We start from the raw sequence: 11,925 nt of genomic DNA on the forward strand, positions 1-11,925 counted from the left end.
GTCGATTACACGACCCCTCCCGACCTGAAAAATCAATTCTCACCAAAATAAATCCCCCATCAAACCTGACAGGTACTAAAACGAATATAAATAGCTAATACTGACGAAGCGCATCGCCGATGCGCCACGCGCACCGAACGGGCAATTAGTCTGTCATGGAGGCACTTAAATGAAAGTCGACCTTAATAGCATCGATCTGGAACAAACCGCTCAATTCATTCATATCCTTGCGGTTATCGACGCGCATTATTTAAAGACAACCTGTCCCAATCCGAGCCAGAACGCGAACCGCCCGACGGCGATCAGCAGCAACGCCGTGTTCATGCTCAACAGCCGCTTGCCCGGCGTGAGCAGCTCGGAAGGCACCGGTAGCCTGGGCTTGAAATTGCAGGTTGGCGACAAGGTATCGCTGATGAGCACGTCGCTGTCCGACAATTCGGACGACTCTGCGTTGATTTACAACGTCCGGCACTACTCGGGCGCGGAGGTCTTCAGTCAATTCGCCGCGCATACCATCGAACAGGCTGCCGCACCGAGTGCGGCCGAGACGCCCGACCTCATCGCAATCTCGGCGCAATCCCAAGTCTTTCAACGGTTCGACGCCGTAGCAAAATCCTTCGGAGTCGAGAACCTCGGGACGAGTTTTGCGCTTTATACGCGGAGCCAAAACAGGAAATCCTTGTTCGGCTACTTCTTCTGGGTCTGGCAAGCGTCCGCGGCTTGAGGCGAGCTCCCCAACCACTCGCTCCGAAGCCGCACGGGAGCGATTCAAGCCGGCAGGTTTTACGCGGCGCCCCACAGGGTGCCGCACCTTTTCCGCGATAAACCAAAATGGAGCACCCGTATGACAGCCGATCCTGGAAGCCTCACTCGCGACACGACCTCGCAGCAAATCGACATCCTCGCCGTCATCGACACGGAATATATCAAGCTGAGGTACCCGCATCCGAGCAAGCAGCCCGAGTTACCGATCGCCGTCGATCATCGCGCCGTGCGCCTGCTTTACACCGGCGCGCGCGGCGCGTCGATCGGAAATGGCCCGGCGGACCCCGTTCTGACGCTGTATCCCGGCGACACGGTTTCGCTCAGGGCAGTCTCTCTCTATGAAAACGCGGAAGACGCGGTGCTGATTTATCAGGTTTCGCACCTGTTCGGCCAGCAAGTTTTCAATCCGTTTTCGCAGGACTTCCTCGACGTGAATGCCGTGCAACTGAACCCCGAAACGCGCGACGGCCTGCCACCGCTGACGCAGCCGCACACGTTCGTCAGCATCGGCGCCAAGGCGAGAGAGAGCGGGATCGAAACGCTCGGCGCCTGCTTCGGGCTCTATACGCTGGAACGAAGTACCCAGGAGTTGTTGGGATACTACTGGTGGGACTGGTTCGTCACGTGTTCGTGATCTTCGCGTTTCATCGTTGACGGTTCGCCCGTTCTGCGAGCGTGGGTCGCGAGACGGCCAGCGGCATGCACGATATCCGCCAGGATCGGCCGAAGCACCGATCCTGGCGGGCCGGATATCGACGGGTTGCCGTCGCAGCCGGCGAATAGTCATCGGTTCGGTATCCCGCGGGTGAAGCACGCGCGGGATACCAATTTCGCGCCCGGATGCCCCGAACCGACAGGAATCTCGCGCGTCCGCCATACCCGGCAGCACTTCACTTCGCCTCCCGGTATTTCCGCGTGACCGCCGCCGACGCGCGCGCGACATGGCCTATTGAGCGGAATTTGCCTAAGCTTTGAATTCCGTCCGCCGCGGCAGGCGCGGCGGCCCTCGTTCACTCTTCCCCGTCACGCTCATGCAGATCGATCTGAAAGGCAAGACCGCGGTCGTCACCGCTTCCACCGCGGGCATCGGGCTCGCGATCGCCGAAGGGCTCGCGCGCGCCGGTGCGCACGTCGTCGTCAACGGCCGCAGCGACCCGTCGGTGCAATCCGCGCTCGAGAAACTGCGCGATACCGTGCCCGGCGCAAGCTTCGACGGTGTCGCCGCCGACCTGTCCGACGCGGCCGGCGTCGCGCGCGTCACGCAGCACACGCCGAATGCCGACATTCTCGTCAACAACGCGGGCATCTATGGCCTGAAGGCGTTCTTCGACATCGACGACGCCGAATGGGAACATTATTTCCAGATCAACGTGATGTCCGGCGTGCGGCTCGCACGGCATTACCTGAAAGGGATGATCGAACGCAATGCCGGGCGCATCGTGTTCATTTCGTCGGAATCGGGCCTGAACATCCCCGTCGACATGATTCATTACGGGTTCACGAAAACCGCGCAGTTGTCGATCGCGCGCGGCCTCGCGAAGCTCGCGGCCGGCACCCGCGTGACCGTCAATTCGGTGTTGCCGGGGCCGACGATGTCGGAAGGCGTGCGCGAAATGCTGAAGGCGCAGGCCGACGAAACGGGCCGCAGCATCGACGACATTGCAGTGGAATTCGTGCGCAGCGAGCGCGCGAGCTCGATCATCCAGCGGCCGGCGACGACGGAAGAAGTCGCGAACCTGGTCGTGTACGTGTGCTCGCCGCAGGCATCGGCCACGACCGGCGCGGCGTTGCGCGTCGACGGCGGTGTGGTCGACACGATAGCGTGACGGCAGTATGACGCGCTCGCGCGGCGCGTGGCCCCCGCCCTATCGCGACGCGCTCTTGCCCTGCTGGAGCGTGCCCTTGCGGTCGGCGTCCATGCACGAATCGAAGCCGTGCTGCGTGACGACGCCGGCCTTGTCGAACACGACGAAGAAAGCACGATGATCGTTGCCGTGCTCGATGAAGTAGTTGTAGCAGACGCCGCTGCCGTTGCGGACCATCCAGACGCTGCGCGGGTTGCCGGCGGCGCGGACGACGTCGGCGCGCGTCGCGCCGTGCCGCGACGCGGCCCGTGCAAGCGGCGTGCGCGAATACGAGAACGGCAGCCACGAGTCGAACCACGCACAGCCGTGCAACATCAGGCAGCTGGCGGCCAGGGACAGCGTCGCTGCGGGACGGGCCATCGGAATCAATCGCATGCTCGGGAAATCTGCTGCGCCTACCGGCGTGATCGAAAGCCCCATGCTACTCGACCTTTGGGTCCGGATCGAAAAGAAATGTAGAGATCTTCATCCGAATCCCTGCGTTTGCGCGCCTTCGCGCCAGCCGAATCGTCAGCGATCGTTGCAGCCGGCCTTCGCATGCGCGGCCCGCTGCGCCATTGCACCGCGACGTCGAACCGGTGCAGCGGCATGCGCGCTCAAGCGATCCATTCGGCCCACAGCATCGTGAGCACCGTCATCAGCGCCGGGCCGACGAACAGCCCGATCAGGCCGAACGTCTCGGCGCCGCCGAGAATGCCAAACAGCACGAGCAGGAACGGCAGCCGTGTCGAACCGCCGATCAGCACCGGCCGCACGAAATGCTCGGCGACGAACACGACGATGAACCCGAGCGCCGCGACCACGACGGCCCACATGGTCGCCCCCTGCACGAACAGCCAGAGCGCCGCGCCGCAGAACACGACCGGCGCGCAGAACGGCAGCATCGCGGCGACCGCCGTGACGAGGCCGAGCAGCGCCGCATGTGGAACGCCCGCGAGCGCGTAGGCGACGCCGAGCAGCGCGCCCTCGCCGAGCCCGACGACGACGAGCCCCGTCACCGTGCCGTACACGGCCGCGACCATCCGCTCGATCAGTTCCGCGCCGTTGCGCCCGAACGCGCGCCGCGCGCCCTGCAGCAACGCACCCGACAGCTTGTGGCCGGCACGCAGGATCACGAACAGCGTGACGAGCATGAAACCGAATTCGAGCAGCACGTGCGCGAGCTTCGTGCCGAATTGCCGGCCGAACGCAATGAATTTCTCGCCGTTGACGCCGTGCATCGCGGTGGCCGCATGCAGCGGATGGCCGAGATTGGCCTGCCACCATTCGGTGATCTGCGCCGCGCCGTACGGCAACCGGCTGACCACGTCCGGCAGCGGAATGCCGTTGTCCTGGATCGTGTGCAGCCATTCGCGCAGGTCGTGCGCCTGCGCGAACGCCTGGGTCGTCGCGACCGCCACCGGAAGCACGACGAGCAGCGAAATCGACGTCGTGATGACGGTCGCGATCAGCGTCGGCCGATTGCGGAACAGCCGGTGCGATTCGAAGCGTTTCAGCAGCGGCCACATCGCGATGGCGATCACGCAGGCCCAGGCGATGGCGGGAATGAAGTCGCGGATCACCCACAGCGCGAGCAACAGCAGCGCCGCATACAACGCGACGCGGGCGATCTGCTGGACGCGCGGCCGCGCGGCGGAATCGTGAGACGACGGGACATGTGCGCCCATGGCACCTCTGTCGAAATGAAAAAAAGGCGGTTCGTCCAGGCAACAGGCCTGGACGAACCGCCATTCTATCCATCGGCGCCGGATCGGCGGCACGCGGGATGCGCGCACCGCCGCGGCGCTGCATCGACACGCCCCGCTTACGCCACCTTGTCGGCGACCCGGTAGCGCTCGAGCCAGTGCGCGTACGGCGCGGGCAGCGTCCAGGACGGACGCTCGACGCCGAGCTGTCTGGCCGCGTAATACGGCCAGTGCGGATCGGCCAGGTGCGCGCGGCCGACCATCACGAGATCGAGCTGCGCTTGCTCGACCACGCGATTCGCCAGTTGCGGCGTGTCGATTCCCCACGCGGACGATACCGGCAGCCCGGCCTCGCGGCGCACGCGCTCGGCGATCGGCGCGAGGAATGCCGGGCCCCACGGAATCTGCGCGGTCGGCGTCGAGAAGCCGACCGATACGCTCAGCATGTCGAGCCCTTCCCGCTTCATCCGCTGCGTGAGCGCGATCGACTCGGCGAGCGTCTCTTCGTCGCGGCCATCGTATTCGATCACGCCGAGGCGCGCGGTCAGCGGCAGATGTTCGGGCCAGACCTTGCGGACGGCCGCGAGCGTGTCGACGAGGAAGCGGCCGCGGTTGTCGGCCGAACCGCCGTACTCGTCGGTGCGCTGGTTCGAATGCACCGAGAAGAAGCTCTGGCCGAGATAGCCGTGCGCGAAGTGCAGCTCCAGCCATTCGAAGCCGAGGTCGCGCGCACGCTGCGCCGATGCGACGAAGTCGGCCTGCACGCGGGCGATGTCGTCGTGCGTCATTTCACGCGGCACCTTCGGCAGGTGCGCGCCGAACGGCACGGCCGACGGCGCGATGGTCTGCCAGCCGCGCGGATCGCCGTCGGCGATATGGTCGTCGCCTTCCCACGGGCGATTCGCGCTCGCCTTGCGGCCCGCGTGCGCGAGCTGGATGCCGGGCACCGCGCCGGCCGCCTTGATCGCCGCGACCGACGGCGCGAACGCCTCGGCCTGCGCGTCGTTCCACAACCCGGCGCAGCCCGGCGTGATGCGGCCTTCCGGCGACACGGCCGTCGCCTCGGCGATCACGAGGCCCGCGCCGCCGCGTGCGATGCCGGCCAGATGCACGTGATGCCAGTCGTTGACGACGCCGTCTTCGGCGACGTACTGGCACATCGGCGGCACCGCGATGCGGTTGCGCAGCGTGACATCCTTGAGTTTGAACGGTTCGAACAGGGCAGACATCCACGACTCCTTTGCTTGGTTCTGCAAAACGGCTGGAAATGCGTCATGCGGTGCGCACGACGCAACGATGCAGGCCATCGGCGGGCCGGCTGCGCCCGGCGACGGCAAGGACGCGGCGCCGGCCCGGCCGGCGCCATGCTTTCAGCGGTGGCCGAGCTTCGCGAGCAGCGCCTCGGCCGCGGGCGCCGACGACGCGGGGTTCTGCCCGGTGATCAGCAGCCCGTCGGTGACGACATGCGGCGCCCAGTCTGCGCTGCGCTCGAATTCCGCGCCGTTGGTCTTCAGCATGTCCTCGACGAGGAACGGCACGACTTCGGTCAGCTCGACGGCCGCCTCCTCGCTGTTGGTGAACCCCGTCGCGCGCTTGCCGCGCACGACCGATTCGCCGGTCTGCGGGTTCTTCACGTGGCGCAGCACACCCGGCGCATGGCAGACCGCCGCGACCGGCTTGCCGGCCGCGAGCGCGCGCTCGATCAGGCCGATCGAATGCAGATCCTCGGCGAGATCCCACAGCGGGCCATGGCCGCCCGGGTAGAACACCGCGTCGTAGTCGTCCGCCGACACATCGGCGAGCTTGCGCGTCGACGCGAGTTCGGCCTTGGCCGCGGCATCGGCGTCGAACCGGCGCGTCGCGTCGGTCTGGGCCGTCGGGTCGCTGCTTTTCGGATCGAGCGGCGGCTGGCCGCCCTTCGGCGACGCGAGCGTCAGTTCGATGCCCGCATCCTTGAACGTGTAGTACGGCGCGGCCAGTTCCTCGAGCCAGAAGCCGGTTTTCTTGCCGGTGTCGCCGAGCGTGTCGTGCGAGGTCAGGACAACCAGGATCTTCATGATCGGACACTCCTTCGAAAATGAACGGGGGAACGGGGCCGCACGTCCACGCGGCACGCCTGTCGGTTAGTCCGCCGGCGCGCGGCAACGTGCGATTCATTCACTCGCATGCGATATATGCCTATTAGACCAGTCGTCTAGAAGCGGCCGAAATAAAACGACGACATCTCGCTGCTTGAATCTGCCTGAGGCGTCGCCGCATTCACAAGGATGGATGATAGCCTCGGATTAGACCGGTCGTCTAGAAGAACGCGTATTCGCCCCTGCCATCGTCATGGCCTTTGCGACGGGAGGCGCCGTTCGGCAACGGCCGCCGTCGCTTGCCCGCCCGCCGTCGCCTCGTCGCCGGTGTGCGGGCTACCCGCGCAACGGACCGTCCGTGTCGCCCGCCTCGATGGCCGGCGCTTCGAGCCGTTGATCGCACACGCCGTCGTCCAGCAGCCGCAGCATCAGTTCCGCGAGCGCACACCCCGACGCATGCCCGGTCGGCTGCACGACCGCCGTGACGCGATACGGGTGCGCGATATCGGGCGGCACGCCGTCATAGACGATCAGCGACAGGTCCGCCCCCAGGCGCAGCCCGCTGTCGACCAGCGCGCGAAACGCGCCGCTGCCCGCGATGTTGTTGTCGACCAGCAGCGCGGTCGGCGGCTCGGCGAGCGCGAGCAACGCCCGCACCGCCTGCTGCCCGCCGTCGTGCGTGAACGGGCTCTCGACGAGCAGCGCCGGATCGGCGTCGATACCGGCTTCGCGCAAGGCCGACAGATAACCGGCACGCCGCTGCGCAGCGAAATTCAGCGCCAGCGGCGCGCTGATCATCGCGATGCGCCGATGCCCGAAGCCGATCAGCCGGCGCACCGCGTCGCGCGCGCCCGCCTCGTTGTCGAAGTCGAACCACGCGTACGGGCCGGCGGCCTGCGTGCGACCGTACGCGACATACGGAAACGCGCTCGCTTGCAGGTACGCGATCCGCGGATCGTCGACCCGCGTGCGCGCGACGATCAACCCGTCGACGAGCTTGCCGTCGACGATCCGCCGATAGGTGTCCAGTTCCGCGTTCGGTCGCGCGGACGCGATGATGAAATCGAGATTGCGCTCGGCGAGCCGCTCGGTGATGCCCGCCACGACCTCGCCGAACCGCGGATCGCCGAGATCGCCGGCGCCGAACGGATAGATGATCCCGATCATGTCGGCCCGCCCGGTCGCGAGCCGGCGCGCGGTCGGATCGGCCACGTAGCCCATTTCCCGCGCGGCCTTCGCCACGCGCTCGCGCGTCGCCTCGCTCACGTCGTCGTAACCGTTCAACGCGCGGCTGACCGTCGTCCGCGACAGGCCGAGCGCTTCCGACAGCGCCTTCAGATTCACCTTCACCGTCACTCCTCGCATGCGTCGATCCGGCCGGCTGCCCGAAGCCCGGGACGCGCCGACCGGGTAATTATTTCCAATTGGTAACGATTACCGTCAAATAAATATCTTTTGCGTTCCAAACCGGTTTGAAATAGCATCCAAACCGGTTTGGACATCGATGCCCACTCAGCCGTTCACTTTCACCTTTCCAGGAAACAACGACGAGATGACATACTTTCCCCTTTTCCGTCCGGTCGCGGCCAAACGTTTGCTGCTCGCTGGCGGCGCACTCGCCGCCTTCGCGTCCGTCGCGCACGCGCAGTCCGGCGGCACGGGCGCGCCCGTGCCCACGCCCCATACCCAGCAAGCCTACGATCCCGAAGGCAACTTCACGATGCGCTGGACGCGGGCGGACATCCGCCAGATCGTCGCGCAGTCGCACACCGCCGGCGCCGACAAGAACTCGCTGCCGCAAGCGCTGACGATGCCGGACATCCCGCAGGATTTCCCGCTGATCAACTCGAACGTGTGGGTGTGGGACACATGGCCGCTGGCCGACCTGCGCGCGAACCAGCTCAGCTACAAGGGCTGGGAGGTGATCTTCTCGCTCACCGCCGATCCGCACGCGGGCTACACGTTCGACGACCGTCACGTCCACGCCCGCATCGGCTTCTTCTATCGCCGCGCCGGCATCCCCGCGTCGCAGCGCCCCGCGAACGGCGGCTGGACCTGGGGCGGCCACCTGTTCCCCGACGGCGCGAGTGCCCGGGTGTTCGGCACCGCGCCGATGACCAACAACGCCGAATGGTCGGGCTCCGCGCGCCTCACGAACGGCAGCAACGTCAGCCTCTACTACACCGCGACGTCGTTCAACCGCTCGGCGCCCGGCGGCGCCGACATCACGCCGCCGCAGGCGATCATCACGCGCGCCGACGGCAACATCCACGCCGACGACAAGCACGTGTGGTTCACCGGCTTCGACGATCACAAGGCGCTGCTGCAGCCGGACGGCAACTACTACCAGACCGGCCAGCAGAACACCTACTTCTCGTTCCGCGATCCGTTCGTGTTCACCGACCCCGCGCATCCGGGCAAGACCTACATGGTGTTCGAAGGCAACACCGGCGGCCCGCGCGGCGCGCGCACCTGCACCGAGGCCGATCTCGGCTACGCGCCGAACGATCCGAACCGCGAAGATCTCAACGCGGTGATGAATTCGGGCGCAGTGTATCAAAAGGCCAACGTCGGCCTGGCGGTCGCGACGAACCCGCAACTGACCGCGTGGAAGTTCCTGCCGCCGATCCTGTCGGCGAACTGCGTCGACGACCAGACCGAGCGCCCGCAGATCTACCTGAAGGACGGCAAGTACTACCTGTTCACGATCAGCCACCGCACGACGATGGCGGCCGGCGTCGACGGCCCGGATGGCGTGTACGGCTTCGTCGGCAACGGCATCCGCAGCGACTTCCTGCCGCTGAACGGCGGCAGCGGCCTCGTGCTCGGCAACCCGACCGACTTCTCCGCACCGGCCGGCGCACCGTACTCGCAGGACCCGAACCAGAACCCGCGCGAATTCCAGTCGTATTCGCACTACGTGATGCCGGGCGGGCTCGTCGAGTCGTTCATCGATGCGATCGGCCCGCGCCGCGGCGGCACGCTCGCGCCCACGGTGAAGGTGAACATCAACGGCACGTCGACGGCGGTCGACCGCACGTATGGACGCGGCGGCCTCGGCGGCTACGGCGACATCCCGGCGAACCTGCCGGCGACGGGGGCCGGCCACAACGACGGCAACGGCCAGGGCAACTAGGCAACCCAAAATAACCGTCGTCGATAAAGGCACGAGGTTCAGGAGGTGCGTATCGCGCGTGTCGCGTGTGCGCCTCCTCTTTTTCTTTCGACTTTTCCTTTGACCGTTGCGCAGGCCGTCGTTGCAAACGGCCTGCGCCCTTTCCCGCTTCGCCCGACGAAGCGCCTGGTCCCGCATGAATTCGACGTCTTTCCGCTTTTTCGTCCGGCTCGTCCGGCTGCTGTTCGCCTGCCTGGCCTGCACGCAGGCCGTCGCCGCGCCGTGCCACGCGCCGCCCGACAAAGGCACGCCGCAATGGCGGCCCGCCCTCCACTACACGCCTCAACGCAACTGGATGAACGATCCGAACGGGCTCGTCTACGCGAACGGCCGCTATCACCTGTTCTATCAGTACAACCCGCTCGGCAACGACTGGGGCAACATGTCGTGGGGGCACGCGACCAGCACCGACCTCGTCCACTGGCGCGAGCAGCCGGTCGCGATGCGCGCGAACGCCACCGAGGAAATCTTCTCCGGCTCGATCGTCGCCGACACCCTGAACACGTCCGGCCTCGGCACGCCGGGCCACACGCCGCTCGTCGCGCTTTATACGAGCGTCTACAAGCCCGGCTCGGGTCACGCGCCCGGCATCGAGGCGCAATCGCTCGCGTACAGCCTCGATCAGGGCACGACCTGGCAGCCGTATGCGCACAACCCGGTGCTGACGCTCGATCCGGAATCGAAGGAATTTCGTGACCCGAAAGTGTCGTGGTATGCGGCGGGCGGCTACTGGTTGATGACGACGGTCGTTGCCGACGCGCACGTCGTGAAGCTCTATCGTTCCGACGACCTGATCCACTGGTCGTTCCTGAGCGACTTCACGCTGCCTGACGTGCCGCATGCGGGCGCGCTGTGGGAAATGCCGGATCTCGTACCGTTGCCGCTCGACGGCGATCCCCGCCGCATCAAGTGGGTGATGATCGTCAACGTGAATCCGTGGTCGATCGCGGGCGGTTCGGGATCGATGTATTTCGTCGGCAACTTCGACGGCCGCACGTTCGTGCCCGACCGCGTCGCGCCCGCCGGTTCGGACCCCGCGCAATTCCGCTGGGTCGATCACGGTGCCGATTTTTACGCGGCCGGCACGTTCTCCGGCGCACCCGGCGCCCGCCCGGTCGCGATCGCATGGATGAGCAACTGGGATTACGCGGCCAAGGTGCCGACCACCCCATGGCGTGGCGCGACCACACTGCCGCGCGAACTGGCGCTGAAGACGATCGACGGCGAGCCGACCCTCATCGTCGTGCCGGCCGCCGCCTTCGACGCGTGGGCCGACGGCCGGCCCGCGGTGCATGAAGGCGACCTGACGGTCGACTCCGCTACCCGCGCGCTGTCGGCCGCGACGCGCGGCGTCGTCCAGCGCATCACGGTGACGATCTCGCCGCAGCGTGCCGCGCGCGCGGGCCTGATCGTCCGGCGCTCGGCCGACGGCTCGATCGGCACCCGGATCGTGTACGACACGGCGAAGCGCACGCTGACGCTCGACCGTGCGCAATCCGGCGAAGCGAATTTCGCCGGCACGTTCAGCCGCGAACACATCGTCGATCTGCCGCTCGAACACGGGCAACTGCGGCTCGAAATCGTCGTCGATCGCGGCTCGGTCGAAGTGTTCGCGAACGGCGGTCGCGTCGCGCTGACGGACCTGATCTTTCCGCCGCTCGACGCGGATCGCGTGGCCGTGTTCGCCGAGCAAGGCCGCGCGACGTTCGCGGGGTTGACGGTAACGCAGTTGAAAACCGGCGACGACACGCGCGGCGCCTGTGCGTCACGATAGGTGCAGGTGACGGGGCCGTTCGCCCCGCATCGCATCGCCGGTTACGGGCCCTGCACGCGTCGCCCCTTTAGAGCAACCCCATCCCGCCCGACGCGATGATTTCCGCGCCGACGATGAACGCGGATTCCGGCGCGCTCAGGTGCAGCACCGTCGACGCGATTTCGTCCGGCGTGCCGAACCGGCCGATCGGCACGAGGCCCTTGATCTTGTCGGCCGTCGCGTCGAGCGTCGCCGCGTCGAGCCCGAGCTTGCCGTACAGCGGCGTCTGCACGGGCCCCGGGCTCACCACGTTCACGCGCACGCCATGCGGCAGCAGTTCCGTCGACAGCGTCTTCGCGAACGAATTGACGGCCGCCTTGCTCGCCGCGTACACCGACGAGCCGGGCATCCCGATATGCGCGTTGATCGAGCCGTTGATCACGATCGATGCGCCGCGGTTCAGCAGCGGCACGAGCGACTGGATCTGGAAATACGCGCCCTTCACATTGGTGTTGAACACGAGATCCCACATCGCTTCGTCGCTGTCGGCGAACGGTGCGAGTTTCGCGACGCCCGCGTTGACGAATACGGCGTCGAGCCGCAC

Annotated in this window: 11 protein-coding genes; 5 read left to right on the forward strand and 6 right to left on the reverse strand. The window is 66.5% G+C overall.

Annotated elements, in window-relative coordinates:
• The first annotated feature begins 169 nt into the window (after positions 1-169).
• From H3O04_RS28950 to H3O04_RS28960, 3 genes are all read left to right on the forward strand, one after another.
• A complete protein-coding gene (locus H3O04_RS28950) occupies positions 170-724 on the forward strand; it encodes an AidA/PixA family protein (RefSeq protein WP_034174822.1) in 555 nt (184 codons plus the stop codon).
• Between the two features lie 120 nt (positions 725-844).
• On the forward strand, positions 845-1,399 hold the full coding sequence (locus H3O04_RS28955) for an inclusion body family protein (RefSeq protein ID WP_023477542.1): 555 nt from the start codon (positions 845-847) through the stop codon (positions 1,397-1,399).
• A gap of 397 nt (positions 1,400-1,796) precedes the next feature.
• Complete coding sequence (locus H3O04_RS28960; protein WP_012338247.1) at positions 1,797-2,591, forward strand: SDR family NAD(P)-dependent oxidoreductase; 795 nt, start codon at positions 1,797-1,799, stop codon at positions 2,589-2,591.
• A 39-nt stretch (positions 2,592-2,630) separates the two neighbouring features.
• Here the strand turns inward: H3O04_RS28960 and H3O04_RS28965 are convergent, their stop codons facing one another.
• The 5 genes from H3O04_RS28965 to H3O04_RS28985 form a co-directional block, all read right to left on the reverse strand.
• The gene (locus tag H3O04_RS28965; RefSeq protein WP_034174823.1) at positions 2,631-3,005 is read right to left on the reverse strand and encodes a hypothetical protein; all 375 of its coding nucleotides are present in this window, start codon (positions 3,003-3,005) and stop codon (positions 2,631-2,633) included.
• A gap of 221 nt (positions 3,006-3,226) precedes the next feature.
• The gene (locus tag H3O04_RS28970) at positions 3,227-4,297 is read right to left on the reverse strand and encodes an AI-2E family transporter (protein WP_006479134.1); all 1,071 of its coding nucleotides are present in this window, start codon (positions 4,295-4,297) and stop codon (positions 3,227-3,229) included.
• Between the two features lie 137 nt (positions 4,298-4,434).
• Complete coding sequence (locus H3O04_RS28975) at positions 4,435-5,544, reverse strand: NADH:flavin oxidoreductase/NADH oxidase (protein ID WP_023477545.1); 1,110 nt, start codon at positions 5,542-5,544, stop codon at positions 4,435-4,437.
• 141 nt (positions 5,545-5,685) lie between these two features.
• Positions 5,686-6,372 carry a type 1 glutamine amidotransferase domain-containing protein gene (locus H3O04_RS28980; RefSeq protein WP_012338251.1) on the reverse strand — a complete coding sequence of 229 codons (687 nt, stop codon included), beginning with the start codon at positions 6,370-6,372 and terminating at the stop codon, positions 5,686-5,688.
• 357 nt (positions 6,373-6,729) lie between these two features.
• Positions 6,730-7,758 carry a substrate-binding domain-containing protein gene (locus H3O04_RS28985; protein WP_200159606.1) on the reverse strand — a complete coding sequence of 343 codons (1,029 nt, stop codon included), beginning with the start codon at positions 7,756-7,758 and terminating at the stop codon, positions 6,730-6,732.
• A gap of 187 nt (positions 7,759-7,945) precedes the next feature.
• On the opposite strand from H3O04_RS28985, the gene H3O04_RS28990 reads away from it, so the two are divergent.
• Both H3O04_RS28990 and H3O04_RS28995 read left to right on the forward strand, forming a co-directional pair.
• The gene (locus tag H3O04_RS28990; RefSeq protein ID WP_023477549.1) at positions 7,946-9,529 is read left to right on the forward strand and encodes a glycoside hydrolase family 68 protein; all 1,584 of its coding nucleotides are present in this window, start codon (positions 7,946-7,948) and stop codon (positions 9,527-9,529) included.
• Between the two features lie 175 nt (positions 9,530-9,704).
• Positions 9,705-11,342, forward strand: coding sequence for a glycoside hydrolase family 32 protein (locus H3O04_RS28995; RefSeq protein ID WP_202588980.1), 1,638 nt, complete (start codon positions 9,705-9,707; stop codon positions 11,340-11,342).
• A gap of 67 nt (positions 11,343-11,409) precedes the next feature.
• Here the strand turns inward: H3O04_RS28995 and H3O04_RS29000 are convergent.
• Positions 11,410-11,925: SDR family oxidoreductase (locus H3O04_RS29000; protein WP_202588981.1), on the reverse strand; the 516-nt coding region annotated here is incomplete at its 5' end.

The sequence above is a fragment of the Burkholderia sp. KCJ3K979 genome, assembly GCF_016759955.1.
Lineage (GTDB): Bacteria > Pseudomonadota > Gammaproteobacteria > Burkholderiales > Burkholderiaceae > Burkholderia > Burkholderia orbicola.